We start from the raw sequence: 25,161 nt of genomic DNA, 5'->3' as shown, positions 1-25,161 counted from the left end.
CTGATTTCCCTTCGCTCCGGAGACTCCGGGGGTGGAGAGGTGGACTTGGCGTCTCAGTTGGTTGCGCCCGTCGGTGGCGGAGACGTGTGGGCGGGGCCGGCCGCCACGGTTATCAGGAGGCGGCTTCCTTGGTGACTGCTACGGGTGCGGTGAGGTCGGCCTCTTCGGGGAGTTCCTCGACGTCGACGCCGCGGACCTGCGACAACTCGTGCTTGAGCGCGGCGAGTTCGGCGCCGCCGGCCATGTGGTTGGTCAGCTCCTCGAGCGTGATCTGGCTGCGCTCGGCGGAGAGTTCCATGGTGCCCAGGCGCAGCACGCTGAAGTGGTCGCCGACCATGTAGGCGTGGTGCGGGTTGTGGGTGATGAAGATGACCCCCAGGCCGCGGTCGCGGGCTGCGGCGATGTACTTCAGCACAACGCCGGACTGCTTCACGCCGAGTGCGGCGGTCGGCTCGTCCAGGATCAGCACGCGGGCGCCGAAGTAGACGGCACGGGCGATCGCCACGCACTGGCGCTGGCCGCCCGACAGGGTGCCGATGGGCTGTTCCAGGTTGTCCAGGATGATGCCCATGTTGCGCAGCTCTTCGTCCGCGGTCTTCTTCATCTTTTCGATGTCGAGGCGGCGCAGGGGCCAGGGGCCCTTGGTCATCTCGGAGCCGAGGAAGAAGTTGCGCCACACCGGCATCAGCGGGACGGTGGCCAGGTCCTGGTAGACGGTGGCGATGCCCTTGTCGAGCGCGTCGCGCGGGGTGGAGAAGCGCACCGGGGTGTTGTCGACGAGGAACTCGCCCTCGGTGTGCTGGTGCAGCCCGGAGATGATTTTGATCAGGGTGGACTTGCCGGCGCCGTTGTCGCCGAGCACGCAGGTGACCTGGCCGGGATGCACCGTCAGGCTCACCCCGTGCAGGGCACGAATGTTGCCGTACGCCTTGCCCGCGTTGCGCAGTTCGACGACCGGGGAGTCCTTCTCGGGGGCCCTGTCCGCGAGGACAGCGCCGTGGGTGCCGGTTTCGTTGGTTGTCATTCGGGTCACCTCCGGGTCGCTGTGCGCTGGACCCACAGATTGATCAGGACGGCGCCGAGCAGCATCACGCCCAGGAAGGCCTTGAACCAGTCGGGGTTCCAGCCGGCGTAGACGATGCCCTGCTGCACCATGCCGAACATGAACGCGCCGAAGACCGGGCCGATCGCGGAACCAGAGCCGCCGGTCAGCAGACAGCCGCCGATCACCGCGCCGGAGATGTAGATCAGCTCGATGCCCACGCCCTCGCCGGACTGCACGGTGTTGAACGAGAACAGCTGGTGCATGCCGACGAACCAGGCGCCGAAACCGACCAGCATGAACAGCGAGATCTTCGTGAAGGCCACCGGCACACCGACGGCCCGGGCCGACTCCTTGTTGCCGCCGGCCGCGAAGATCCAGTTGCCGTACTTGGTGCGCAGCAGCACCCAGGTGGCGATCGCCGCGAACAGCAGCCACCAGAAGACGGTGATCTTCACCTGGACGCCGCCGATGTCGAAGCTGGAGGCGAAGACCTTCCTGGCCTGGTCGAAGCCGTCCATGTTGCTGATGTCGTCGGTGGCGACGTTGCCGGTGACCAGCTTGGTCACCGCGAGGTTGACCCCTTGCAGGATCAGAAAGCTGCCCAGGGTGACCAGGAAGCTCGGCAGGCCAGTCTTGACGACCATCCAGCCGTTGAAGAAGCCGATCGCCAGTGACACGATCAGGGCGGCGATGACGCCGACCCAGACGTTCATGCTCAGCTGGTAGGCGGTCATGCTCGCGGTCAGCGCCGAGGTGATCACTCCGACGCCGGCCGACAGGTCGAACTCGCCGCCGATCATCAGCAGTGCCACCGGGACGGTCACGATGCCCAGGGTGGAGGACTGGTAGAGGATGTTCGCCATCGAGCTGGCGTCGCGCACCGGCGGCGCCGCGATCAGGAAGAACACGTAGACGGCCACGGCACCGAGGAAGACGCCCACGTCGGGGCGGGCCAACAGCCTTACGATCATGGACCGTTCGGCGGTGCGCCCGTCGGTGTCCTTGGGGCCGGGGGCCGGCGGTGTGGTCACCGCCGGCTCGGCGTGCTGGGTCATGCTCGTCACCGGGTTCCCTTTGCGGCGAAGGCGGCGACCTTGTCGACGTTGGACTTGTCGACGAAGGCCGGGCCGGTCAGCACGGGCTGCTCACCGCCGCCGCTGTAGTTGCCGTTGTTCTTGTAGAGCCACAGCGCGTCGACGGCCAGGTAGCCCTGGAGGTAGGGCTGCTGGTCGACGGCGAACTGGATGGAGTTCTCCTGGATGGCCTTGATGAGGTCCTTGTTGAGGTCGAAGGTGGCGACCTTCGCCTTGCTGCCGGCGTCCGAGACCGACTGCGTGGCGGTCAGCGCGATCGGCGCGGCAAGCGTGACCACCTCGTCGATGGACTTGTCTGCCGAGAGCTTGGCGGTGATCGTCGACTTCACCGACGGCATGTCGGTTCCGTTGACGTAGAGGACGTCGGTCTTGCCGGGGAAGGTCTTCTTCACGCCGTCGCAGCGCTGGGTCAGCGCGACGTTGCCCTGTTCCTGGACGACGCAGACGGCGTGCTTGGCGCCGATTTCACTGAGCTTCTTGCCGAACGCCTCGCCCGCCACGGTCTCGTCCTGGCCGAAGTACTCCAGGAGGCCCAGACTCTTCCACTGGCTCAGGCCGGCGTTGAGGCCGGTCACGGGTATGCCGGCCTGCTCCGCCTTGGCCAGGACGGACTTCATGGCGTCCGGCTTGGCCAGCGTGACGGCAATGCCGTCGACCTTCTGGTCGATCGCGTTCTGCACCAGGTTGGCCTGGTTGCCCGCGTTGGGGTCGGCGGAGTAGACGAGCTTGATGTTGTCCTTGGCCGCGGCGGCCTCGGCGCCCTTGCGGACGGTGTCCCAGAAGGTGTCGCCGGGGGCCTGGTGGGTGACCAGCGCGACGGTCATGCGGGGCGTGGTGGCCTTGCCCGCCGACGCGCCGTTCGCGGTCTCCTCGGACTTCTTGCCGCCTGAGCTGCTGGAGCAGCCGGTGGCGAGAAGAGCACCGGTGAGAACGGTGGCGGCCAGTGCGGCGGCTCTGTGCTGTCTGTGCATGTCCCTTGCACCTCGCTGTGCTGATCAGGGTGGGAATGGGGTTCCGGCCTCGGGAGGCCCGCGCCCGGCCGAGTGGCGCGGGCGAGCGGTTGATGAGAACGCCGTGTGCGGCGGAAGGTGTCGTCTGCGGCAGCCAATGGGTGTGTGCGGCTCGGCAGCCTCTAGAACGTGCTACTAGTACGTTCTAGATGCCCGTACTATTGAATGCCCTGCTGGCGATGTCAAGAGGTTTGTCAGGACGTATCGACAACATGGACTGCCTGGCCGCCGACGTGATCTCGAGGATGTCGGGCGTACGCTCCTCTTCTTGCCGCTCGATCCGGCGTCCGGAAAGGACCGCGCTGACGGACGAAGCATCCGTGGTGAACCTGATCAGCCATCTCATCGAGCGCCAGCTGAAGCTGTCCCCCACTCTGACCCGGGATGTCGCGGTCCAGCGGGAGCTACGGGTGCCGATGCCCAACGGGGTCGACCTGCCAGCCGATCTCTCGGCACCACGACGCCTCCGATGACAACGGTGGCAGAGCTTCCACGGACGGCGTCGCCAAGGTGGTTCAGCAGTGTGGTGCCCTCAACGGAGTACGAGGAGGCGCCGTCGAGGGTGACGATGCCGTACTCATAGGTCTGGTCGGCGACTTCCGAGACATCCGAAATCACCCGGTAGGCAGCGGAGTGATTCACGGTCGCGCCGTCCTAGGAGTAGAGCGTCTGGGGTCGCGACAGCTTCTCCACGCGTGCCGGCCGTACCAGGAACATCACTTCGGCGCAGGCTAACTGCAGCTGGTATCCGGTTATGACGCCCATTGCTCCAGCTCCGACAAGCAGTACGTGGGGGACAGCGACGCGTCGTAGGGCACAGGTGTTCCTCTTTGTGGGTGAGGGGAAGAAGCCCGGAGGCCAGCTCCGCGTGCGGCGCTGGCCTCCATGGCGGTTGGATTGACTTCAGAGGGTCATACGACGACGGTGCGGATCTGCTCACCCGCCTCCAACGCTCGAATGGCGTCGTTCACCTCGTGCAGTGGTACGCGGCGCGTGACCATCGACGCGAGATCGAGGCGCCCTGTCTCCGCCAACTCCACGATCAGCGGAATGTCCCGCCGGGCCTGCGTACCGCCGTAGAGGCTGCCGCACAGCCGTTTGTCGTCCGAGGCCAGGGAAAACGCGGGCATGGTGATCATTGCGTCGGCGGCCGGCATTCCGACGAGGGCGACCGTCGCGCCGCGGCGGGCGGTGTCCCACGCCTGGGTGATGGTCGTGGGGTTGCCCACCACTTCGAAGGTGTAGTCGGCGCCGCGTCCGCCGGTGAGACGCCGGACTTCGTCGACCAGGTCGGCGCTCGTGGGGTCGATCGTGTCCGTCGCGCCGGAACCGAGCGCGGCCGACCGCTTGTTCTCCAGGGGATCGACAGCGATGATCCGGGCGGCGCCGGCGATCCGCGCGCCTTGGATCACCGCCTGACCGACACCGCCGGAGCCGATGACCACGACGCTCGAACCCGGCTTAACCTGAGCCGTGTTGAACACCGCCCCCAGGCCGGTGGTGATGGCGCATCCGATCAGTGCGAGCTGTTCGTCCGGCAGGTCCGTGGTCACGGGGACCACGCTTGCCTCGTGCACGGTCATCGCCTCGGCGAAGGTGCCGAGGCCGACGAAGGCTGGAACCTCCGTGCCGTCGGTCCTTTTGACGCGCGGCGCCGAGGTCATGGCCATGCTGTTGTCGCAGAGGTGGGTCATGTCGCGGACGCAGTACCAGCAGGTGCCGCACACAGCGCCCACGGTGCCGATGACCCGGTCGCCGACGGCGACGGAGGTCACCTCGGAGCCGATCTTCGCCACCACTCCGGCGCCCTCGTGGCCGAGGACGAGGGGCAGTGGCATCGGCAGGTGGCCGCCCAGGACGGCGACGTCGGTGTGGCAGACCCCGCTGGCGCCGACTCGTACGACGATGTCGTGCGGGCCGGTTTGCGGGGGTCGACCTCCTCGACCGACAGGTAGTGGCCGTGGTCGAGGCCAAGTGCAGCCAGCATCCGTGCTCTCTCCTCATGAACGTGAACAGGTTGAAGGGGCGGGGGGTTGGTGATCCGACGGGTCGGCTATGCCGGAGGCACGACGGGCTTCATCTGGGACGCGGACTTCCGCGCCGAGGTGGTCCGGGTGGCGGCCGAGGCCCCTGCGGGTGCCACGGCGCCGAACCGGACTAGCTAGGTGACGCGCTGAGGTGCCGGACGCCAAGGGCGGGCAGGAGTTGAGTCAACGGTCAACCAGCCGTGGACGCGGGGCCTCACCCGTGGATTCCGCGTCGGTGTCGTCGGTGCCGACCGGGCCGCGGGGAAGCATCCAGTCCAGCCACTTCGGCAGCCACCAGTTGGTCCGGCCGAGGAGTGTCATGGTCGCCGGTACCAGCACCATGCGTACGACCGTGGCGTCGATGAAGATCGCGGTGGCCAGGCCGAGCCCGAACATTTTGGTGGAGGGGTCCTCGGCGACGGCGAAGGACAGGAAGACCGCCACCATGATGAGGGCGGCCGAGGTGATGATCCGGGCGGTGCCCGAGACGCCCTCAACGATCGCCGTGCCGTTGTCGCCGGTGCGCAGGTACTCCTCGCGTACGCGGGAGAGGAGGAACACCTCGTAGTCCATCGACAGGCCGAACAGGATGGCGAAGAGGAACATCGGGATGAACGACACGATCGGAACCGTCGCTTCCAGCCCGATGAGTGCGCCTCCCCAGCCCCACTGGAAGACCGCGACCATGATGCCGTAGGCCGCGCCGATGCTCAGCAGATTCAGCAGTACCGCCTTGAGCGGTACGAGTATCGAGCGGAAGACCAGCATCAGCAGCAGGAACGACATCGCCAGCACGGCGGCGACGAACACCGGCAGGCGTTGGCTGGTGCGTTGGCCCACATCGGACAGGCTCGCGGCGGCGCCGCCGACGTGGGCCCTGGCCGGGCCGTGCCCGATCGCCGTGGGCAGCACGTCGGTGCGCAGCCGGGCGATGGTGTCGGCCGTGGCCTTGTCCTGAGGGCTGGTGGTCGGGAAAACCACGAGGGTCGCGATGCCGGTGGCCCGATCGATGTGCGTCGGCGCGACGGATGCGATGCCCGGATCCGCCGCGACCGCCCCGACGAGTCGGTCCAGCACTCCCGGATCACCGGTGGGGTCCGCGGAGATGACGAGGGGACCGTTGGTGCCCGGGCCGAATCCCTCGGCGACGAGGTCGTAGGCGCGGCGCTCGGTACGGCTGTGGGGCAGTGAGCCGTCGTCGGGCAGGCCGACGCGCAGGCCGAGCACGGGCAGCGTCGCGGCCAGCAGCAGCGCCGCGGCGCCGACCGCGTACGGCACCGGGTGCCGGCCGACGTGCCCGATCCAGCGACGCCACCCGACGGCGGGGACGGCGCCCGCCGCCGTGTCCCGCCGTCGGCCGAGGCGGCCCGACCGCCCGGCCCGAAGTGCCCGGCCGATCCGGCTGGCCCGGCCCAGCCGCGGGCCCGCCGCGCCGAGGAAGGCCGGCAGCAGCGTCACCGACGCGAGCACCATGGTCAGGACGACGATCGAGACGGCAAGTCCGCCCACCGTCATGAACGGCACGTTCGCGACCGCCATGCCGAGGATCGACACGACGACGGTGCCGCCGGCGAAGACCACCGGCCGCCCCGCCGTGGCCACCGCTCGTCCGGCCGCCGCCTGCGGATCGAGCCCGCACGCGAGGTACTCCCGGTGCCTGGCGAGCACGAACAGCGCGTAGTCGATGCCCACTCCGAGTCCGACCATGCTGCCCAGGACCGGTGCGAAGGTGGGGACCTCTGTCACCCCCGCCAGTACCGTCATCGTGGCGACCCCGACGGTCAGCCCGAAGACCGCCATGCCGATCGGCAGCGCGGCGGCGACGAGCGAACCGAACGCCAGGAACAGGATCGCGGCCGCGGCGAGGAGGCCGATCAGCTCGCTCGCGCCGCCGTCGGGGTCGGAGAAGACGTAGAAGAGGTTCCCGCCCATCTCGATGCGCAACGGCAGCTCGGCGCGCAGCCGGTCGCCGAGATCGACGAGGGCGTCTAGGTCTTCGGCCGACAGCCGGCTCTGGTCGGGGTACTGCACCCGGACGACCGCGATCCGCCCGTCGGCCGAAACGAGGCCGCCGCGCACGGCAGTGTTCCCGCCCGCGTCGAGCGCCCCCGCCGGGTCGCTCGTGCCGAGCACGTGCGGCAGCCGCTTCACCTCGGCCCGCAGCCGCCTGAGAGCGGTGCGCGCGCCATCGTCGTCGAAGAACGTCGCACCGCCGTCGAGGGGGGTGACGACCACTTGGGCGGTCATCCCCTCCTGGCCGGTGCCGGCCCGCTCGATCAGTTCCGCGGCCCGTCGGGAGTCCAGCCCCGGAGCGGTCATCGAGTCCGCGGTCCGCCCGCCGAAGGCGATCGCGGCGAGGACGGCAAGCGTGGCGGCGATCAGCCATGCCGCGATCACCCGCCAGGGATGGCGGGCGGCGCTTGCGCCCAGGCGCAACAGGGCTTTCGAGAGCATCGGGTCCTCCAACCACCTCGTCGGCCGTCCTTGTACGGCCGCCGATGCCGAGGCTCGTCGCCGCGGCGCTCCGCGGCATCGGTCCGCGGGCCGCGGATCCGTCGGCCCCGGGGCGGAGTGACGAACCGTCCTTTCGGCCGATGCGCGGCACGCCGCGGTCTCTACGCTGAGAACCGTGCTGCGAGAAGACCTGCGAACCCTGTGGACCGAACCCCGTCCGCCCGACGCGCCCGCCCGGGTGTGGCGGGACTGGGTGCTGCTCGCCGCGGGCCTGGGCGGTGTGGTGCTGGAGGCCACCCTGCGTGAGAACGTCGTGTGGCGGCCGGTGGCGGTGGTGTTCGCCGTATGGCTGTGCCTGCTGCCCCTGTGGCGCCGGACCCGCCCCCTGGCGATGGTCACGCTGGCGTTCGGCTCGGTGATCCTGCTTCAGGTGGCCTCGCTGGTCGCCGCTCCGCGCGAGCCCGTCGGCCTGTACACCGGCGCGGTCATGCTCGTGCTGGTGTACGCGCTGCCCCGGTGGGGATCGGGACGCGAGATCGTGCTGGGCGGCGCGGTGATCCTCACGGCCGGCGCGCTCTGCTCCGTCACGGACGAGACGCCGGTCGTCGAGAACCTCGTGGGCCTCGTCTTCCTGCTGCTGCCCGGCGTGTTCGGGGCTGCCGTGCGGTTCTGGGTGACCGCTCGCGAGCGGCAGTTGGAGCAGGTGCGCTCCCGCGAGCGCGAGCAGCTCGCCCGGGAACTGCACGACACGGTGGCCCACCACGTGTCGGCCATGGTGATCATCGCCCAGGCGGGCGGGGTGCTCGCGGGCGCCGACCCGTCTGCCGCCGTCAAGGCGCTGGAGGGGGTCGAGGAGGAAGGGGCGCGCACGCTGGAGGAAATGCGTGCCATGGTCGCCGCGCTGCGCGACCGCGGGGTCGGCGCCGAGCTGGCGCCCCCTGCCGGAGTCGCGGACCTGGAGCGCCTGGTGCGCACCCCGGGTGGTCGCCTCAGGGTCGACCTGGGGCTCGACGGCGAACTGGACGCGCTGCCCCCGGCCGTGGACGCGGCCGTCTACCGGATCGTGCAGGAGTCGGTGACCAACGCGCTGCGTCATGCGGTCGACGCGACCGAGCTCGTCGTTCGGGTGGCCACGGAACGGCACACGGTACGGGTGAGCGTGCACGACAACGGCCGGCGCACCGGCCGGGGTCGCGACGGATACGGACTTACCGGACTGCGCGAGCGCGCGACCCTGCTCGGCGGCACACTACGCGCCGGCCCGGGTACCGACCGGGGCTGGCGTGTCGAAGCCGAACTGCCGAGAGCGAGGAGCGAGAGCGGTGTCCATTCGCGTCCTCGTCGCTGACGACCAGACGATCATCCGCACCGGGTTGCGGATCATACTGAACGCCCAGCCCGGCATCGAGGTGATCGGCGAGGCCGCCGACGGGCGGGAAGCGGTACGTCTGGCCCGCGAACTGCGCCCCGACGTCTGCCTGTTCGACATCCGCATGCCCGTGATCGACGGGCTCGAGGCCACCCGGCTGGTCGCCGGCCCGGGCGTCGCCGACCCGCTGGTCGTGGTCGTCATCACCACGTTCGACCTCGACGAGTACGTCTACGGCTCACTACGTGCCGGCGCCCGCGGATTCCTCCTCAAGGACACGGGACCAGACCTTCTCGCCCAGGCCGTACGGTCGGCGTCCGACGGGGAGGCGCTCATCGCGCCCAGCGTCACCGTCCGTCTGCTCCAGGCATTCGCGGACCTGCCCGCCGGCCGGCCCGCGGCCCAGCCGGTCGCCCCCGTCACCGCCCGCGAGGAGCAGGTGCTCCTCGCCGTCGCTCGCGGGCTGACCAACACCGAGATCGCCGATGCACTGCACATCAGCCTCAGCACGGTGAAGACGCATCTGGCCAGCCTGATGGCCAAACTCGGCGCCCGCAACCGGGTCGAGATCGCGATGTGGGCCTACGAAACGCGCCGTATCCTCCCCGGAACCTGAGCCGGGTGCCGGGCCATGTCCCATGAGTCCCCGCCCGGACATCAGCGCACCGGTCGGCTCACGTCGGCTCCACGTGCCTCACCCGCCCCAGAGCGTGACGTACCAGGAGGCCGGAACTGGGACGGTGAGACACCCGATACGACAAGACTCCCGACAGCTACCTCGCCAGTCTCCACCTGCACGCCTCGATGATCCGGATCAAAGACCTCACCAGGACCACCCGATGATCACGACTCGATACGCGGCCTAGCGAGGTACCGCGAGCACGTCCCGGAGTACGTTCGCGAGCGTGACGCGGGCCAGCTCGTGTCTCAGGGTCTCCTCGATGCCCTCGTAGATGCTCTGCATTGCCGGCTGGATGCCGTGACCCACCACGCATCCCTGGTCCGGGGTGGTGCGGTGCATGGCGAACAGCGGGCCGGGTTCCACTGCCTCGTACACGTCGAGCAGGGTCATCGACTCCAGCTCGCGGGCCAGCGACCAGCCCGCGCCAACGCCCCGCCGGGACTCCACGAGCCCGGCCCTGCGCAGCTCGCCGAGCAGCCGTCTGATCACCACGGGGTTGGTGTTCGCGCTGGTCGCGATCTGTTCGGAGGTGGCGACCTCATGGCCTTGGCGCTGGTAGAGACCGATCCAGGCCAGCGCGTGGGCGGCGATGGTCAGCCTGCTGTTGGCGCTCATGAACCCCTCCTCTCGGCTGCAACGCTTCATGTTACGACAGCGTAGTCGTAACAGCTAAGGTTGCAACAGGCTGTCGTAACAATTAGCGTTGCGACTGCCGGAAGGGTCAATCAACGAGGTGAGAAGAATGAGCAAGCCACTCACGGGCAAGGTCGCCCTGGTCACCGGGGGGTCGCGCGGACTGGGAGCCGCGACCGTACGGCTGCTGGCCGAGCAGGGCGCCGACGTCGCCTTCACCTACGTCAGCTCCGAGAAGCAGGCGCAGGCCGTCGTCGACGAGGTGCACGGCAACGGAGCCAAGGCCGTCGCCTTCCAGTCCGACCAGGCAGACACGAGCCGGGCGCCGGCGCTGATCGACGACGTGGTCGCGCACTTCGGCGGCCTGGACATCCTCGTCAACAACGCGGCGATCTCGGTGGAGCAGGGCCGCACGGTGGACGACCCGGACGCCGACACCGCCGCACTGGACCGGATGCACGCCACCAACTACCTCGGAGTGATCGCCGTCATCCGGGCAGCCTCCCGAGTGCTGCGCACGGGCGGCCGCATCATCACAGTGAGTTCCGGACTGGGCTCCCGGGTCGGCGCCCCCGGCCTTGCCGACTACTCGGCGACCAAGTCCGGGATCGAGAGGTACACCATGGGCGTCGCACGCGACCTCGGGCCCCGGAACATCACCGCCAACGTCGTGGAAGCCGGACTGATGGAGGGCGGCATGGAAGGGCCGGGCCCCGAGACCCTCAAGGCCCTGGTCAGCTCGCTGTCCCTGCAACGCGTGGGTCACCCCGACGAAATCGCCGCGGCTATCGCCTTCCTGGCGAGCCCCGCCGCGTCGTACGTCACGGGCGCGGTTTTGGACGCCCACGGCGGCTACAACGCCTGAACCCGAACCCCTGCTGCGCGCCCCGAAGGACATCGCGCCCTCGGGGCGCGCACCGCCGACGACCCGCGACAAGGCGTACGACTCGAAAGCTGTGAGCGGTGAGCTGCGACGCCGCTGCATCCAGGCGCTGATCTCCCGCAAGGGCTCCCGAACATCAAGGGCCTGGGCAAGCTCCGCCGGTCGCCGAGCAGACCTTCGCTCTGCTCCACCACTCCACCAGTTCAAACGCCTCGCGGTCCGCTGGGAACGACGTATCGAACTCCACGACGCCTTCGTCTCGTTGGCTTGCAGCCTCATCTGCTGCACACGCCTCAAGAAGACCGGAGCTCTAAGGAGAGCCCTTCGCCCTGCGCCTTCAAGTTGGCGGAGGCTCATTGCTGAGCATGGCGACGAGGATATGGCGTACCTGCCCATTGCCTGTGTGAGATCGGTTGCGCTGGCAGCCGGTGGAGAGGGAGGTGACTCTGATGAGTTCGGGGGCGGCCGCGGGCGAACGCCGTCGTGGATGAAACGGGCGAGGTCGGCGTTGCGGGCGGCGAAGTGGTCGGTGAGCGCGAGCATGCGGGTCTTGGCGGCGAAGGGGACCGCGACCGATCACGCCGGCCAAAACCAGAGAGCCGCGTTTTACCCGTTCTGCGGCAGCCGCCGAGCCGGTGCGGCCCTGCAGCGGCCACGCGTGCTCGCGCGGGCCTCTGACTGCCTCCATTCGCCTCTGCAACCCGTTCTGGCAGGTCACAGCCGCTTCGACCTTCGTTAGGCCAGGTCAGAGGGGTGTGCCGGACTTACCTGTGAGGTAATCGACCGCGTCGCGCCCCGATGCCACGATCGTCGGCGTACAGAGCCCGCCCCGAAGGACACGACGAAGGGAAGCCATGTCCGCCTACGTAATCGGTCACCTGCAAGAGGCTGCTTCGCACCCGGAGATCGCCGACTACATCGAGCGCATCACCGCGACCTTCACTCCTTACGGCGGCCGCTTCCTCGTGCACGGCGCGCAACACGAGGTGAAGGAGGGCAGTTGGCCCGGTCATGTCGTGGTGATCGGCTTCCCCTCGCTCGCCGAGGCGCAGGCGTGGTGGGACTCATCCGCCTACCAGGAGATCGCACCCCTGCGCTCACGGCACATCAAGGGCGACATCATCCTGGTCCCAGGCGTGCCGGAGGACTACGACCCGACCACCACGGCACGGGCACTGCGGGAGGCGCTGCCCGCCGAGTAGTCGCCGACGTTGGGCAGCCGCCAGGCAGCCATCAGGACCCGTTGACGTCGACCGGCCAACTCGCCCGGGATTCATGCCCCTTGACTCTCGCGGCCATCAATAGGTGTAGTGGATCATTCCTCGGGCGATGGGGGGCCAAGGTGTCTCAACAGCGGCCACTGCGGCGGATATGGGTCATCAGCCAGCTAGTGCCGTGACCGGATAGGTTCACCGAGGTCTCGTGGCCTGCGGGTGCGCGAGTGACCGCTGCTCCCCGGTTTTGGCTGGTCGCAAGGCGGAACGATCTCGTTTGCATCGCTGTAATCAACTTGCTGACCAGCCCGGCGGGCGGGCAGGGTCTGGATCATGCTTGACCTACGCACCTTGAAATCGGACGACTGGCCCCTGTGGCGGGAGTTGCGACTGGCCGCGCTTGCTGAGGCGCCCTACGCGTTCGGATCGACACTGGCCCAGTGGCAGGGCTCCGGCGACCGAGAGGAACGCTGGCGTGCTCGTCTGTCGATTCCTGGCGCGCACGACCTCGTCGTACTCCTCGACGACCTCCCGGTAGGCATGGCCGGCGGAGTGCCGGGCGAGGGCGCAGGGAACGTGGAGTTGATCTCGATGTGGGTCAATCCCGCGGCTAGGGGCAAGGGCGTGGGTGACCACCTGATCCAGGCGATCGAGCGGTGGGCGGCGGAGCGCGGTGCCACGACGATGCGGTTGTCCGTCATGCCGGACAACCGCAAGGCGACCGCGCTCTATGAGCGGCACGGTTTCACGGACACGGGTGAGCCCGGTGATCTTCTGCCCGATGGCGTGGGCAGGGAGCGGGTCATGGCGAAGAGCCTGGCCGCTGTTCCGCCCCAGCGGATGCCCTTCTCGCTGCGGATGCGGGCGCGTTCCCTGCGCTGGGTGGCGAGCACATCGGGGTGACGGGCGTTGGCGCTACGCTGGCGCAACGTCGGCGCAACTCGGTACGGCCGGGCTGCTTCGCAAGTTGCCGGTAGGTGGCGCTCCACTCCTGCTGCGCCTGGGCGAGGTCGGCGGGAAACGGTCGCATGCACAAATTCATGCATGTGTTCGAGTTATGAGTCCATCGAGGAGGGGGACCTCGCCTGTGATCTTGTGATCCAGCTACCCGGGCACCCGGCGTTAGCTGGCCCTGTTCAGCGTGGTCATCTATCGGTTGAGCGAACACACCCGCGCCCCTCTGCACCGCGCTCTCGCCCTGGCTGCGGTCGAGGGAGGAGCATGGGAGTTGAGCGAGCAAGGGAGGCCCGCCATGAAGACCGGAGCCTCGGATTACGACCGCTGGCTGTACTCTCACACGCCCTCCCAGGCCGAGGGCGAGCGTGACGGACCGGCCGAGAGCGCGGCCATGGAGCAGCACCCGGACGTCCCCAGGACCGAGCCGTCCCAGGCGGAGGGCGAGCGGGTGGACGACACCAGGGCCACCTGACCGTCGATAAGCGAACAATGAACGGCGCACACGGCGCCGCCCCGGCCGGAGTTCACCGGCCGGGGCGGCGCAGTTGCGAGAGGTCCTGCTCAGGTCCTGACCACTGACGCAGGAGCCGCTACCGATTGTCGTTGATCACTTATCTGTCCGCCGCACACCGGTGCACGCCACCAGGGCGCTGCCGTCGTCGGTGAGGAAGAGCATGAAGACCCAGACCCCATCGGCAGCCCTGATCTGGCCGAGGCGCACCGGTCGGTCATGCTGGCCGAGGAGCTGCACGGCGCGTTCCAGTCCAGAGGTCTCGATGCCCCTTCGGCGCGTGTGCCTCAGCCGACGTTCATAGACTCGGGCGAGCGACTCGGCAGAAGTGGCTCCGTCCCAGACAACGTAGGAAGCGCCGCTGCGGAGTGCCGCCAGGGCGGCGAAGGACGTCTCGTCCTCACCGACCAGCAGGCGTTCCAGCAGTTCCCGCTCCACGCATCACCTCCAGCCCGGATGTTGCTGTACAGCAGCCAGGTACTGCAACCCCAGCTACCGTCACCGCCCAGCGGTGTCCCGCGGCGTCCTCGAAGCGACCCTTATGACCGCCACTGACTGATCCACATAGAGCTACAACTCACACCACTCACCCAGAGGGCCGGCCGCCCGCGTCTGGGTGAAATCGTGCAGTAGGTCCCACGCCCGATCGATATCCAGGACGAAGTCGCCCGTGAACGCAGCAAGGTCGTCCATGATCGGGACTTCGACCTCGGCACCCGAGGGCACGGTGCCGTCTCCCACGAGCAGAGACATCCGCTCGGAGTCACTCATCAGATGGACGACCGCGTGATCATCTCGGAAGGCCAGGATCAGTACCGGGAAATCCCTATTCGGCGACCGAACCTCGACGTACCCCTGACCACGGGAACGCAGGTCGTTGAAGCGGTCTGACAGATCCTTCACCTCTGAACGTCTCTCAACCGGATGGAACAGTCCCGATTCCGGCGACGTCGCCGCCCACACCACGCTCATCCAGCCCCTCTTCCCCACACAGGTCATCGCCCACGATCCCGGGCCACGCTCCCACGCTCCACCACGACACGACTACTGGGACTGGGTCGCATGATCGTGTGACGAGCTCCAAGAGCTCGCAGAAGAACAGCGTGCGGGCGATCGGTGCGTTGGCCAGCGGCCTCGCGGCAGCCGTGCCGCCAACGCAACTGCGCGGGAGCGAGGTTGGCCCAAAGTCCTCGCGCTCTTGGCCGACGCCCGACAAGAATGACCATTCGAGAGCGGCGATCCAGGCAGAAGACCACCGGAGCCGCCTCGCTCCCACCTTCGGGTGCTTCCACTACGACCCGACACGGGCGCTCTTCGACCCGACCGTAGAGCCCGACGGCGTCGGCGTCACGATGAAGACCGCGGGACCCTGCCGGAGATCATCGATCGGCTCATCAGGGGAAACGAATTCGATGTCGCCGAACTCGGGCTCACCTTGTGGTGATCAGTGGTGGCGGTACGGTGCTGGTCATGCGCGCGCCGATGCCTGATCCGCTTTCGCCCGTCGAGCCCCGCCGTGCCCGCGAACTCGGCCTCGCCGTCGGTGACTTGCCCACGGGGTGGCACAACGCCCTCACGGACGTGCCCGGCATCCGTGTCGGACACACCACACTGATCCGCCCGCCGCGCGTGCACAGCGGTGTCACCGCGATCGTGCCGGACGGCGTGGGTCCGGCAAGCCCACTGCCCGCCGGGGTGTTCGCGGGCAACGGCTACGGCAAGCTGCTGGGCTCCACACAGATCGCCGAACTCGGCGCGATCGAGACCCCGATCCTGCTCACCTCGACCCTGTCCGCGTTCCGGGTCGCGGATGCGCTGGTCGGCTGGATGCTGGAGCGGCCGGAGGGGGCGACCGCGCGGAGTCTGAACCCCGTGGTGGGGGAGTGCAACGACGGGCTGCTGTCCGACATCCGGTCGCGTCCGGTGGGTGAGGAGCACGTGCGTGCCGCGCTGGAGTCCGCGTCCGGCGGTCCGGTGGCCGAGGGTTCGGTCGGCGCGGGCACCGGGACGACCGCGCTCGGCTTCAAAGCCGGCATCGGCACCTCGTCGCGGCGCGTGCCGCTCGCGGGCCATGAGGTCACCCTCGGGGTTCTCGTGCAGGCCAACTTCGACGGCACGCTGCGGGTGCGGGGCCGCACCGCCACCCCCGCCGACGTCGGACTTCCCACCCCCGACTCGGGCCCGGAGGCCGGTTCCTGCATGGTCGTGGTCGCCACCGACGCACCCACGGACGCCCGGCAGCTGACCCGTCTCGCCCGGCGCGCGGTCTATGCGCTGGCCAGGGTCGGCGCCGGGTACGGCCACGGCAGCGGCGATTACGGCCTCGCCTTCGGTACCCGCCCCCTGGGCACGCCCGCCGGACCTGCCGTGCTGCCCGATGCCGAGCTCGACCCCCTCTTCATCGCCGTGCTGGACGCGGTGGAGGAGGCCGTTCTCAACTCACTGCTGATGGCCACCACGACCACGGGCCCGGGCGGGGACACGCGGCACCCGCTGCCCGCAGCGCCGCTACTTGCCCTGCTGGGGTGATCAGTTGCTCGGGGTCACTGCGCGCCGAGTCCGTTGAGGAAGGTGTCGACGACCATGTCGGCGGCCTGGGCGGGGCTGAGATGGGGCATCTGCTGCGAAGCCAGGTGCATGAGCTGGGGCAGCAGTGAACTCGCCCATGCGACGGGGATGTCGGTCCTGAGGAAGCCCTCGCCGGCGGCGCGCTCGAGGAAGGTGTCGACTTCGCCGATCAGGGCGTCACGCCGGTCGCGGATGTCGTCGTCCGCCCGGAGCCGGGTGAGTTCCACAGGCCACCGGCGATTGACGGCGATGATCTCCTCGACGTACCGGTGCAGGGCCACGGCCACGGGAGCCTCGCGCAGCCTGGAGTCCTCGACGGCCCGCTCGACTGCCTCGTAACGCGCCTGGTAGATGGCCGCGAGCAGTTCCTCGCGGGAGGCGAACCGCCGATAGACGGTGCGTCGGTCGACGCCGGCCTCGGCGGCGATGGCGGCGATGCTCGCCCCCGGGTCAGCGGCGAGCATGCGCGCCCCGGTCGTCAGGACGGCTTCCAGGTTGCGCGCTGCGTCTGCTCTCACGCGGCGATCATAGCTCGCTGTGTGGAACCTGACCCACTTACTGCCTCAAGGATGAGTCGATGAACCATATAAGTGCTACATTGATGTGACAGATAAGGGTGGGACTCGACCCCTCAGACTCCTGGGAGAGCGCAAATGATCACCTACGACCGGCTCTTCATCGCGGGCTCCTGGACCACGCCGAGCAGCCCGGACCTGCTCGACCTCCTCTCGCCGCACGACCAGTCGGTCATCGGCCGTGCCGCGCAGGCTCGGCCCGCCGACGTGGACCGGGCCGTGGCCGCTGCCCGTGCCGCCTTCGACGAGGGCCCCTGGCCCCGTACGGCGCCGGCGGAGCGCATTGCCGTCATCCGGCGGCTCAACGTCCTGCGCGAGGCGGACGCTGAGAAGATCGCCGCCCTCATCTCCGCCGAGAACGGCTCGGCGAAGTGGTTCACGCTGGCCGGACAGCCGGGACTCACCCGCCAGGCCACCGCCTATCTCAAGGCGGCCGAGGAGTTCGGCTGGGAGGAGACGCTGACGCCCTCCGACTCCGCCTCCTCCACCCGGAGCGTGGTGCGCCGGGAGCCCGTCGGTGTCGTGGCCGCCGTCATTCCGTGGAACTCCCCGTTCTCCGCAGCCATGGCCAAGATCATCCCCGCGCTGCTGGCCGGCAACACGGTCGTGCTCAAGGTGTCCCCTGAGAACTCGCTGAGCATGGGCTTCCTCGCCGAGCTGCTGGAGCGGTGCGGTCTGCCGGAGGGGGTGATCAGCGTCCTTCCCGCCGACCGGGAGACCAGCGAGTACCTCGTGTCGCATCCCCGGGTGGACAAGATCGCGTTCACGGGCTCGACCCGGGCCGGCCGCAGGATCGCCTCCATCGCGGGCGAGCAGCTCAAGCGGGTCAGCCTCGAGCTGGGCGGCAAGTCGGCGGCCCTCATCCTGCCCGACGCCGACCTCCAACAGGCGGTGCAGGGGCTGAAGTTCGCGTCCCTGCTCAACAACGGCGAGTCGTGCATCGCGCAGACACGTGTCCTCGCGCCGCGCAGCCGGTACGAAGAGGTCGTCGCCGCCCTCAAGGACCTCGTGGAGTCGCTCAAGACCGGTGACCCGAACGACCCCGACACCTTCATCGGCCCGATGGTCCGCAAAGACCAACAGCAGCGCGTACGGGACTACATCGAACTCGGCATCAGGGAGGGCGCCCGGCTCGTCACCGGCGGACCCCAGATCCCGCCGGGACTCGAGAAGGGCAACTACGTCACCCCCACCGTGTTCGCCGACGTCGACAACTCGATGCGGATCGCGCAGGAGGAGATCTTCGGCCCGGTCCTCGTCGTCATCGCCTACGACGACGAGGACGACGCCGTGAGGATCGCCAACGACTCCGAATACGGCCTCTCCGGCGGCGTATGGTCCGCGGACCCGGACCACGCACTCGACGTCGCCCGCCGCCTGCGCACCGGCACGGTCACCGTCAACGGGGCGTCCATCGCCTTCGACGGCCCGTTCGGTGGCTTCAAGGCGAGCGGGATCGGCCGTGAGTACGGCGCGGTCGGGCTCACGCAGTACGTCGAGTACAAGACCGTCACTCTGTGACCGGCGCTTCGGTGCGCAGGGGGCCCGCCACTCGCACCGGTCCGGTGTGCTGCCCTCGGCAGTGCGCGGTCCGGGGCAATGATGATGCCGAGCCTGGGCACTCGTAGCTGCATGAAGGCGATGCCGACAAGTCGACTGATGGCGTTGACCGTTGTGCTGACCGCCCTCGCCGTCGGCACGGCCTGCAGTGACCACGGACGCGCCGAGTCCAAGGTCCCGGCCGCGGCTGACGCCCCCGCAACTGGCGCATCTGGAAGCCGGCTTGTCATCACGACCGACACCGGGCTGCGGCTGCGCCCAACGGACGGGCATCGAGTCACCGTCGACGACCGGATCGAGGCCGCCTGGTCCCACAGGGGCCGGACATGGACGCTCGACCTCTCCTGTCGCGACCAGGACCGGCGCAGCGCCACGTGCCCCCGCATGCCGTATGTGAAGGTTCCGGACGGTATGAATGTCACGGTCAGCGCCCGTAACGCGGGCGTCGACGCGGCGGGCATCGATGCCGCGCTGGACCTGACGACCGTCAACGGCGACGTGACGGTGACCCGTTCCGGACGCGACAATGCCGCCGTACGGCTGTCCACTCGCAACGGCTTCGTGCGCGCGACGGCCCTCGCCGCGCACAGGCTGTACGCGGCGACGACCAACGGGGACGTGGTCCTGGCCTGCGCCACCGCCCCGTCGACCGTCACCGCCACGACCGCCAATGGCTCGGTCGACGTCACCGTCCCGCATAGCGCCCCCGCGTATCGGGTCACCGCAGACACCGACAACGGCCGCGCCACGACGGCCGTCCCCACACGGGACGACAGCCAGGGCCGTGACATGACGCTGATCACGGTCAACGGTGATATCGACGCACGCGTGGAGTGACGAGTCAGGTCTGGGGCAGCCCCCATCGGGGCGCTTCCGCATTGGGGCGTACGGGTGCAACGGCCAGGTCGGGCCGGTCGCCCTTGGCGGTGATCAACGCCGACTCGCCCTTGCGGAGGGCGACTTGGATGGTGCCGTGGCCGGCGTCGGCGTATCGGAGAGGCCGGCCCCGCCCGTCCCGTACCTCGACCGGTCCCGCGATTCCGTGCTGTACGACGCAGGGCGCGCCCGCCTCGTTGACCAGCCGCACCCAGCGGGTGGCGCCGCCCTGGCGGTGCGCGCTGAGCAGGAAGGCGCCCTGTGTACGGAAGTTGTGCAGAGCCAGGTCCGCCCAGGCGGCGGGGAGCGCGGGGAACACCCGGATGATCCCGCCCCAGGACTGGCAGATCATGTCGTGCAGGGACTGGGCCGCCGACAGGGGCGTCTCGATGACCGGCCCGGACTCCAGATACATGGTGTTGGGTTTGATGAAGCGGGTCATGAGCTCGCCGAGGTAGTTCAGCGCGTCCTCGCCCTTGCCGAGCAGCGCGGACATCGAGGCGGCGCCGGTGAAGGTGTAGCCCTGGAGGGCCCCTTCGAAGCCCACCCAGTGCGCGAGTGACTTCTCGATCAGGGCGCGTTCGTCGGGCGTGCGGCCTGTGACCTCGTACAGCGGGTAGACGGCGAGCAGGTGCGAGTAGTGGCGGTGCGACTTCGCGAAGGGGCTGTCCGCGCCGATCATGAAGCCGTTCGCGTCCGTCGGGTACGGCACCCGTTTCGCCAGCACCTCGCGCCAGCGGGGTGCCAACGGGTCGTCGATGCCGAGGAGTTCGGCGGACTCGAGGAGGGTGCGGCAGCCCCAGGTCAGGAGCATCAGGTCGTAGTTGCAGTCGCGCGAGTCGCCGCCGTACTCCGGGGAGAAGGTGGCGGGCAGGTGCAGCTTGCCGTCCGGGCCGGGCTCGAGGAAGTGCAGGTAGTAGTTGATCGCCTTGCGGAGGAGGGGGAAGAGGACGTCGCGGAGGATCGACTCGTCCATGGTGTGGCGGTAGCTGAGCCAGACGTTGTGCAACGCCCAGGTGAGGTTGCCGACTTCGGGGGTCGGCGGGTCCTGGCCCGGGACGCCGACGCCGTAGCCCATGAGGGGGTCGGCCGCGCCGTTGACCAGGTGCGGATCGGTGGTGCGCGGGATGCCGAGCGAGTCGGCGCGGTACGGCGCCGGCGTCTCCGTGGCGAGGTTGTCCCGGAACTCACTCAACGCCCGTGTGATCGCGTCGAGTTCGAGGTGGTTGGAGCCGTGGATGAGCCAGTACTCCAGCTGGGCGTTGAGGTTCCACCAGGTGTTGGGCCACGGGGTGGGCTCCAGCCAGGGGCCGCTGGTCGCCATGACGGGGGCGTCGCGGCGGGCGGCGGAGGCGGCCTTGTAGAGCTGGATCCAGTAGAAGCGCTGGATCCGGGCGTCGGGCAGGGACAGGAAGCTCTTGCTGTAGTAGGCGTGCCACCAGGCGCGGTGGTCCGCCGCGAGGGCGGAGTAGGGCAGCCGGTCCGCGGCGCGGACGGCCTTCAGGGCCCGGTCCAGGGCCGTGTTCTGCGGGTACGAGTGCGCCACGTGCACGTACAGCGTCCGCGTCCGGCCCCTGGTGCGCTCCCGCCACGCGGTGACGTGCTGTCCGCCCGCCAGCAGCGGCTGCACGGCGGCCATCACCCCGTCGTGGTCGGCGACTTGGGCGGGCGGGTTGCCCCGGTAGCCGTTCGGCAGTGGCTTGAACGCGGCCCTCGGACTGATCGCTTCGGCCGGGTGAAACACCCAGCGGAATCCGCGCTCGCCCTCGCTCGGCGTCACTTCCACGGCAAGGACCGAGCGGTCGTTGTGGACCAGCGCGCGCAGGGCCAGGGTGCCCTTGTCGGTGGTGAGCGTGCCCGTCAACTCGGCGTTCTGCAGGGACAGTCGCCAGTCCAGCCCGGTGATCGCGCCCGCCGGCTCAAGTGTGAAGTATCCGATGGGCAGCCGGGCGAGGCCGAAGAGTGAGCCGAACTCGGGGCGGTGGTCCTGTACTTCGGAGTGCTGGACGTTGAAGCGCACAGCGGTCGAGGTGGCGCCGGGTTCGGCGTAGATCCCGGAGCCGAGGTAACCGTTGCCGAGGAACGGGCCTTCGTACCAGGCCGCCGGCATCTGCTGCCACACCATGTCGGCGTCCTCGAGCACGGTCCGCCAGGGGTCGTCGGAGGACACCTCGGCCGCGGTTTGATCGGCCGCGCTCGCCTGGGTGGTCAGGCCGGAGGCCAACAGCGCGCCGCCCAGGGCGGATCCGGTGGCGAGGACGGCACGTCTGGACGGGTCGGGCACGGAGGGGCAGGGCACGGTGCCTCCAGGCAGGCTCAGCGATTCATCGGAGCTATCCAGCGATGAAACATAGAGTCGGGGATGAAGCGCGTCAATGCGATGGGAGAGATCCGATGTGTCGAGTGGTATACACCGACAGGCGCACATGGACACGCGGGTGCGACGAGCGCGGCTGCGTTGTCTGTTTGAATGGCGCAGAGCGGCGTTCACTGCCCCGGCCGCCGCCTGACGACTGCCGGAGGACCGGGCATGGTTGACGGATTCAATGTCGTGGTCAGTGCCGGGAACCTCCGGTCCGATGACGAGCGCGCGGTCCACTTTGCGCATCGGTGGACGCCGGAAGGCGTGGCGGTCGAGGCCGACTTCACCGGGGCGCACCTGCTTCATCTCGCCGCGGCGGGCTGCGTGCTCAATGACCTGTACCGCGAGGCCGCAGGCATGGGCATTGCGCTCGATGGCGTGCGTGTCACCGCGGCCGGGGGCTTCGACACCGACAACTGGACCTCCACCGGCATCACCTACTCCGTGGCTCTGGACTCGACCGCAACCCCCGCTGACCTGGAGCGGCTGCTCGAAACCGTGGACGAGGTCGCCGAGATCCCCAAGGCCATCCGGGCCGGCGCCCGTGTCACCCGGACCGAGCCGTGACGTCGCGCTGACTCTGCAGCTGCGCCTGTCACGGATGCTGCTGCTCCTCAAGCCCGGGCAACGCCAGACCTGCCAGTGATCGGAGGGTCCGGGCCTCGCGGGCCAGGACCTTCTCGTCGTTGTCGGGGACGAACTCCAGGAGGACGTCGAGGGGTTGACCGTGCGCACGTAGGCGGGCCAGGGCTGGGCGCCACAGGTCGGTGCGGGCGGAGAGCGGGTGCCGGGTGGTGCCGGGCCACCACGAGAAGGCGTGGACGGCGGCCACGTGGCCGATCACGGTGCCGAGCCCGTCGAGAGCTTCCGCGTCGGGTACGTCGAGTGGCGGTTGCCAGTAGGTACGGACGTCGGGGCGGTCTGCTTCGCTCAGCAGCCGGAGCGCGCGGTCGGCGCCGTCGGTGAGGGTGTTGCGGTGGAATTCGTACGCGAGTTGGACCCCCGCCTCGGCCGCCAATGCCGCCACGCGCCGGGTGTCCCGGATGACGGCCTCCCTCGCCCTGGGCGACGTCTCGTCCGTGCCCGTCGCGCCCGCCCAGATGCGGATACGGGGCGCACCGAGCAGCACGGCCGAGCGCAGGACGTCGGCGAAGGCTGCGGGGTCGGTGTGTCCGGCACGGTAGTAGGAGCCGTAGGAGGCGACTGCCAGGCCCACCTTCTCGGTGGCGGCACGTACCTCGGCGGCTACGGCCTCGTCGCCCGCGGGTACGTGGATGTCGGCGCCCCACTCGACGCACTCCAGGCCCGCTTCGACCGCAGCCGCGAGGACGCCGGCCACGTCGAGGTGGCGCAGGGTGACGGAGCACAGGCCCAGGCGAAGCGTCATGACGGCTCCTCTACGGTGACCGAGGGGCCGTCGAGGCCGAAATCGACGACCGTACGCGCTCCGTCGGCCCAGCGGACCGTGATGGCGAGGCCGTTCGCCTCGGCGGTCGCCTGCCCGGAGAGGGGCGCCGGGTCAGGTTCGCCGGTGAGGGAGGCGAGCGCGGCGAACGCCGTGCCGGTGGCGGACTCGCCGACGGTTCCGGCGAGTTCGGGGACGAGGGCCCAGGGGCCGAAGGCCGTGCCCTGCGGTGCCCGGACCGCGCGGTGTGTCTGCCAGCCGTGCAGGCCGAGCAGTTGACTCGTCACCTCGGGTCCGTCGAGCCGTATCTCTGTCGTTTGCTCGGCTTCTGCTGCGGCCTCGGGTGGCAGGGCAACTGCCCAGCCACTGAGGTGGATTGGCGTTCCCGGCGGTATCCCGACGGTGCGGTGCACACGCAGTTCGAGTCTGCCGCGGACGAGGGTCAGGCTCTCGATCCGGGCCGAGGGCAGGGCGGGACCGCCCTCGGGAAAGACCGGCCGGTGCCACGAGGCGAGCCAATCGGAGCCGTCGGCAAGGGGGTTGATTCGGATACGGGCGCTGCGGGTGCCGCGCGCTTCGATCGCGATGTGGTTGTCGGGGGCGTTGGCGGCGCTGGTCGGGCCGGTGCGGGTGGAGTAGGCGAGTCGGGCGTAGAGGGGGTTGCCGGGAGCGCGCTCCGGCTCGCGGGAGTCGTACTTGTAGCTGCCGTGGTTGTGCAGGCGGGTCAGGCCGTCCGCGCCAGTGGCCTGGATGAGCAGGCCGGGGGCGGGGAGGGCGAGTGCGCGGTCGCGTCCCTCGGCGGGTGCCTTCTCTTCGGTGGCCGTCCACACCGGGTGTTCGGGCGGGAGCAGCAGGGCGAGGAAGCCCTTGGAGGCCCAGTATGGGGAGCCGGGTCCGGAGTAGTTCTGGAGGGTCGCCGCGTGCGGGCCGTACCAGCCGAGGCTGAGGATGCCGTCGCCGGTGAGCGCGCCGCGGTCGAGGAAGTGCCGCAGCGCTCCGCTGAGGATGCGGCGGGTGACGCCGGGGGCGAGCGGTGTCTGGCCGGTGAGGGCTCCCAGGGCCACCGCGGTGCCGGCGGCGAAGCGGTAGGTCAGGGAGCGGCCGTGGTGGATGGGGGCGCCGTCGGCGTCGAAGAGGAGGGCGAAGCCGTCGAGGAACTCCCGTAGCCGCGGGCCGAGTTGATCGAGCACGGTCCGGTCACCGGTGAGGTGGGCGTGCAGGAGCGGGTAGAAGTGCAGGGCCCAGCCGTTGTAGTGGTCGAAGGCGCGGCCGTCGCCGTCGGAGTACCAGCCCTGCCCCTGATACCAGCCCTCCAGCAGGCCGAGACCCCGCTCGATGGCGAACCGGGTTTCGGCGTCGCCGCGGCCCACGGATTCCAGGAAGCCCGCGACGGTCAGCGGGAAGAGGTACCAGTTGTTGGGCGCGGGCGTGTGCCTGAGCGCGCCGCGCAGCCACTGCTCGACGCGGTCCTGGTCGGCAGCGGGGAGGGTGTCCCAGGTCCAGGGTGCGGTCAGGCGCAGGGCCAGCGCCACGGAGGCGGATTCCACCATGGGCTGGCCCTGGACGCCGTGGTGGCCGATGCGCGGCCAGGACTCGGCGTCGTCACGGCCGGGGGTGCGGGTGCCGTGGGCGAGGCCGGCGGTGTAGCGCTCCAGGAGGTTGAGCGGGTCCTTGCCGGATGCCCCGGCGGTACGGAACGCGGCCAGCAGGAACGTACGGGCGAAGCCTTCCAGACCGTCCGAGCGCACTCCGGACTTGGACGGCGGGCCGGGCAGGTCGATCAGGGCGTGGCCGGGCGTGGCGTAGCGGAGGGCGGCGGTGAGCAGTTGGTCGGCGGTGGCTTCCCAGTGGGCGCGGGCGTAGCCGGTGTGCGGGCTGAGGGCGCGGTCTTCCGGGGGGAGGTCGAGCGGGTGGTGGGGCATGGCAGGGCCACGGC

23 protein-coding genes and 2 pseudogenes are annotated in these 25,161 nt (G+C 69.5%); 11 read left to right on the top strand and 14 right to left on the bottom strand.

What is annotated here, in order from left to right:
- Positions 1-112 precede the first annotated feature (112 nt).
- From ACFY1L_RS49295 to ACFY1L_RS49275, 5 genes are all read right to left on the bottom strand, one after another.
- The gene (locus ACFY1L_RS49295; RefSeq protein ID WP_388841222.1) at positions 113-1,024 is read right to left on the bottom strand and encodes an ATP-binding cassette domain-containing protein; all 912 of its coding nucleotides are present in this window, start codon (positions 1,022-1,024) and stop codon (positions 113-115) included.
- A gap of 5 nt (positions 1,025-1,029) precedes the next feature.
- Entirely contained in the window at positions 1,030-2,100 is a 1,071-nt protein-coding gene (locus ACFY1L_RS49290; protein ID WP_388841429.1) for an ABC transporter permease, read from the bottom strand.
- Between the two features lie 5 nt (positions 2,101-2,105).
- Positions 2,106-3,110, bottom strand: coding sequence for a substrate-binding domain-containing protein (locus ACFY1L_RS49285; protein ID WP_388841219.1), 1,005 nt, complete (start codon positions 3,108-3,110; stop codon positions 2,106-2,108).
- Between the two features lie 693 nt (positions 3,111-3,803).
- Positions 3,804-3,935 (bottom strand): 2-dehydropantoate 2-reductase N-terminal domain-containing protein, encoded by a 132-nt coding sequence (locus ACFY1L_RS49280; RefSeq protein WP_388841426.1) that lies wholly within the window; start codon positions 3,933-3,935, stop codon positions 3,804-3,806.
- A 125-nt stretch (positions 3,936-4,060) separates the two neighbouring features.
- A complete protein-coding gene (locus ACFY1L_RS49275) occupies positions 4,061-5,056 on the bottom strand; it encodes a zinc-binding dehydrogenase (protein WP_388841423.1) in 996 nt (331 codons plus the stop codon).
- Between the two features lie 129 nt (positions 5,057-5,185).
- Between ACFY1L_RS49275 and ACFY1L_RS49270 the strand changes: the two genes are divergently transcribed.
- Positions 5,186-5,314, top strand: coding sequence for a hypothetical protein (locus ACFY1L_RS49270; protein WP_388841216.1), 129 nt, complete (start codon positions 5,186-5,188; stop codon positions 5,312-5,314).
- Positions 5,315-5,359: 45 nt separating this feature from the next.
- Here ACFY1L_RS49270 and ACFY1L_RS49265 read toward each other — a convergent pair whose 3' ends face one another.
- Positions 5,360-7,630, bottom strand: a complete 2,271-nt coding sequence (locus ACFY1L_RS49265) for an MMPL family transporter (RefSeq protein WP_388841214.1) — start codon at positions 7,628-7,630, stop codon at positions 5,360-5,362.
- Between the two features lie 175 nt (positions 7,631-7,805).
- On the opposite strand from ACFY1L_RS49265, the gene ACFY1L_RS49260 reads away from it, so the two are divergent.
- Both ACFY1L_RS49260 and ACFY1L_RS49255 read left to right on the top strand, forming a co-directional pair.
- A complete protein-coding gene (locus ACFY1L_RS49260; protein ID WP_388841211.1) occupies positions 7,806-8,978 on the top strand; it encodes a sensor histidine kinase in 1,173 nt (390 codons plus the stop codon).
- Complete coding sequence (locus ACFY1L_RS49255) at positions 8,953-9,615, top strand: response regulator (protein WP_388841209.1); 663 nt, start codon at positions 8,953-8,955, stop codon at positions 9,613-9,615. Before ACFY1L_RS49260 ends, ACFY1L_RS49255 begins: the two co-directional genes overlap by 26 nt.
- A gap of 246 nt (positions 9,616-9,861) precedes the next feature.
- On the opposite strand, the gene ACFY1L_RS49250 is transcribed toward ACFY1L_RS49255, so the two are convergent.
- Positions 9,862-10,296, bottom strand: coding sequence for an Rrf2 family transcriptional regulator (locus ACFY1L_RS49250; RefSeq protein ID WP_388841206.1), 435 nt, complete (start codon positions 10,294-10,296; stop codon positions 9,862-9,864).
- A 127-nt stretch (positions 10,297-10,423) separates the two neighbouring features.
- Between ACFY1L_RS49250 and ACFY1L_RS49245 the strand changes: the two genes are divergently transcribed.
- From ACFY1L_RS49245 to ACFY1L_RS49235, 3 genes and pseudogenes are all read left to right on the top strand, one after another.
- Positions 10,424-11,179 (top strand): SDR family NAD(P)-dependent oxidoreductase, encoded by a 756-nt coding sequence (locus ACFY1L_RS49245; RefSeq protein WP_388841204.1) that lies wholly within the window; start codon positions 10,424-10,426, stop codon positions 11,177-11,179.
- 872 nt (positions 11,180-12,051) lie between these two features.
- Complete coding sequence (locus tag ACFY1L_RS49240; RefSeq protein ID WP_388841201.1) at positions 12,052-12,399, top strand: DUF1330 domain-containing protein; 348 nt, start codon at positions 12,052-12,054, stop codon at positions 12,397-12,399.
- A gap of 345 nt (positions 12,400-12,744) precedes the next feature.
- Positions 12,745-13,164 (top strand): annotated as a pseudogene (locus ACFY1L_RS49235) (GNAT family N-acetyltransferase); the annotation flags it as partial.
- Positions 13,165-13,229: 65 nt separating this feature from the next.
- Here the strand turns inward: ACFY1L_RS49235 and ACFY1L_RS49230 are convergent.
- Positions 13,230-13,340 (bottom strand): annotated as a pseudogene (locus tag ACFY1L_RS49230) (IS630 family transposase); the annotation flags it as partial.
- 323 nt (positions 13,341-13,663) lie between these two features.
- On the opposite strand from ACFY1L_RS49230, the gene ACFY1L_RS49225 reads away from it, so the two are divergent.
- Complete coding sequence (locus ACFY1L_RS49225) at positions 13,664-13,840, top strand: hypothetical protein (RefSeq protein ID WP_388841199.1); 177 nt, start codon at positions 13,664-13,666, stop codon at positions 13,838-13,840.
- 135 nt (positions 13,841-13,975) lie between these two features.
- Here ACFY1L_RS49225 and ACFY1L_RS49220 read toward each other — a convergent pair whose 3' ends face one another.
- Together ACFY1L_RS49220 and ACFY1L_RS49215 are read right to left on the bottom strand one after the other, a co-directional pair.
- A complete protein-coding gene (locus ACFY1L_RS49220) occupies positions 13,976-14,317 on the bottom strand; it encodes a hypothetical protein (protein WP_388841196.1) in 342 nt (113 codons plus the stop codon).
- 132 nt (positions 14,318-14,449) lie between these two features.
- Positions 14,450-14,851 carry a hypothetical protein gene (locus tag ACFY1L_RS49215; RefSeq protein WP_388841193.1) on the bottom strand — a complete coding sequence of 134 codons (402 nt, stop codon included), beginning with the start codon at positions 14,849-14,851 and terminating at the stop codon, positions 14,450-14,452.
- Positions 14,852-15,349: 498 nt separating this feature from the next.
- Here ACFY1L_RS49215 and ACFY1L_RS49210 point away from each other — a divergent pair, with 498 nt between their 5' ends.
- A complete protein-coding gene (locus ACFY1L_RS49210; RefSeq protein WP_388841190.1) occupies positions 15,350-16,408 on the top strand; it encodes a P1 family peptidase in 1,059 nt (352 codons plus the stop codon).
- Between the two features lie 14 nt (positions 16,409-16,422).
- Here the strand turns inward: ACFY1L_RS49210 and ACFY1L_RS49205 are convergent, their stop codons facing one another.
- Positions 16,423-16,911 (bottom strand): TetR/AcrR family transcriptional regulator, encoded by a 489-nt coding sequence (locus tag ACFY1L_RS49205; protein WP_388841420.1) that lies wholly within the window; start codon positions 16,909-16,911, stop codon positions 16,423-16,425.
- Between the two features lie 189 nt (positions 16,912-17,100).
- Between ACFY1L_RS49205 and ACFY1L_RS49200 the strand changes: the two genes are divergently transcribed.
- On the top strand, positions 17,101-18,543 hold the full coding sequence (locus tag ACFY1L_RS49200) for an aldehyde dehydrogenase (protein ID WP_388841187.1): 1,443 nt from the start codon (positions 17,101-17,103) through the stop codon (positions 18,541-18,543).
- Positions 18,544-18,681: 138 nt separating this feature from the next.
- On the top strand, positions 18,682-19,419 hold the full coding sequence (locus tag ACFY1L_RS49195; RefSeq protein WP_388841184.1) for a DUF4097 family beta strand repeat-containing protein: 738 nt from the start codon (positions 18,682-18,684) through the stop codon (positions 19,417-19,419).
- A gap of 4 nt (positions 19,420-19,423) precedes the next feature.
- Here the strand turns inward: ACFY1L_RS49195 and ACFY1L_RS49190 are convergent, their stop codons facing one another.
- Positions 19,424-21,757 (bottom strand): Tat pathway signal sequence domain protein, encoded by a 2,334-nt coding sequence (locus ACFY1L_RS49190; RefSeq protein WP_388841181.1) that lies wholly within the window; start codon positions 21,755-21,757, stop codon positions 19,424-19,426.
- A 231-nt stretch (positions 21,758-21,988) separates the two neighbouring features.
- Here ACFY1L_RS49190 and ACFY1L_RS49185 point away from each other — a divergent pair, with 231 nt between their 5' ends.
- Positions 21,989-22,387 (top strand): OsmC family protein, encoded by a 399-nt coding sequence (locus ACFY1L_RS49185; protein ID WP_388841178.1) that lies wholly within the window; start codon positions 21,989-21,991, stop codon positions 22,385-22,387.
- A 28-nt stretch (positions 22,388-22,415) separates the two neighbouring features.
- Here the strand turns inward: ACFY1L_RS49185 and ACFY1L_RS49180 are convergent, their stop codons facing one another.
- Together ACFY1L_RS49180 and ACFY1L_RS49175 are read right to left on the bottom strand one after the other, a co-directional pair.
- Positions 22,416-23,207 (bottom strand): sugar phosphate isomerase/epimerase family protein, encoded by a 792-nt coding sequence (locus ACFY1L_RS49180; RefSeq protein WP_388841175.1) that lies wholly within the window; start codon positions 23,205-23,207, stop codon positions 22,416-22,418.
- A complete protein-coding gene (locus ACFY1L_RS49175; RefSeq protein WP_388841172.1) occupies positions 23,204-25,147 on the bottom strand; it encodes a DUF2264 domain-containing protein in 1,944 nt (647 codons plus the stop codon). Before ACFY1L_RS49175 ends, ACFY1L_RS49180 begins: the two co-directional genes overlap by 4 nt.
- Positions 25,148-25,161: the final 14 nt, after the last annotated feature.

Origin of the sequence: Streptomyces sp. NPDC001663, from assembly GCF_042893105.1 — a bacterium.
Taxonomy (GTDB): Bacteria; Actinomycetota; Actinomycetes; order Streptomycetales; family Streptomycetaceae; genus Streptomyces.
Note: the sequence above shows the minus strand (reverse complement) of the source record. Positions and strands in the feature narration are given on the sequence as shown.

Coding starts and splice junctions, on each gene's coding strand:
- ACFY1L_RS49295 (WP_388841222.1), bottom strand. CDS start 1,024: ATGACAACCAACGAAACCGGCACCCACGGCGCTGTCCTCGCGGACAGG.
- ACFY1L_RS49290 (WP_388841429.1), bottom strand. CDS start 2,100: ATGACCCAGCACGCCGAGCCGGCGGTGACCACACCGCCGGCCCCCGGC.
- ACFY1L_RS49285 (WP_388841219.1), bottom strand. CDS start 3,110: ATGCACAGACAGCACAGAGCCGCCGCACTGGCCGCCACCGTTCTCACC.
- ACFY1L_RS49265 (WP_388841214.1), bottom strand. CDS start 7,630: ATGCTCTCGAAAGCCCTGTTGCGCCTGGGCGCAAGCGCCGCCCGCCAT.
- ACFY1L_RS49250 (WP_388841206.1), bottom strand. CDS start 10,296: ATGAGCGCCAACAGCAGGCTGACCATCGCCGCCCACGCGCTGGCCTGG.
- ACFY1L_RS49245 (WP_388841204.1), top strand. CDS start 10,424: ATGAGCAAGCCACTCACGGGCAAGGTCGCCCTGGTCACCGGGGGGTCG.
- ACFY1L_RS49240 (WP_388841201.1), top strand. CDS start 12,052: ATGTCCGCCTACGTAATCGGTCACCTGCAAGAGGCTGCTTCGCACCCG.
- ACFY1L_RS49225 (WP_388841199.1), top strand. CDS start 13,664: ATGAAGACCGGAGCCTCGGATTACGACCGCTGGCTGTACTCTCACACG.
- ACFY1L_RS49215 (WP_388841193.1), bottom strand. CDS start 14,851: ATGAGCGTGGTGTGGGCGGCGACGTCGCCGGAATCGGGACTGTTCCAT.
- ACFY1L_RS49210 (WP_388841190.1), top strand. CDS start 15,350: ATGCGCGCGCCGATGCCTGATCCGCTTTCGCCCGTCGAGCCCCGCCGT.
- ACFY1L_RS49205 (WP_388841420.1), bottom strand. CDS start 16,911: ATGCTCGCCGCTGACCCGGGGGCGAGCATCGCCGCCATCGCCGCCGAG.
- ACFY1L_RS49200 (WP_388841187.1), top strand. CDS start 17,101: ATGATCACCTACGACCGGCTCTTCATCGCGGGCTCCTGGACCACGCCG.
- ACFY1L_RS49195 (WP_388841184.1), top strand. CDS start 18,682: ATGGCGTTGACCGTTGTGCTGACCGCCCTCGCCGTCGGCACGGCCTGC.
- ACFY1L_RS49185 (WP_388841178.1), top strand. CDS start 21,989: ATGGTTGACGGATTCAATGTCGTGGTCAGTGCCGGGAACCTCCGGTCC.
- ACFY1L_RS49180 (WP_388841175.1), bottom strand. CDS start 23,207: ATGACGCTTCGCCTGGGCCTGTGCTCCGTCACCCTGCGCCACCTCGAC.
- ACFY1L_RS49175 (WP_388841172.1), bottom strand. CDS start 25,147: ATGCCCCACCACCCGCTCGACCTCCCCCCGGAAGACCGCGCCCTCAGC.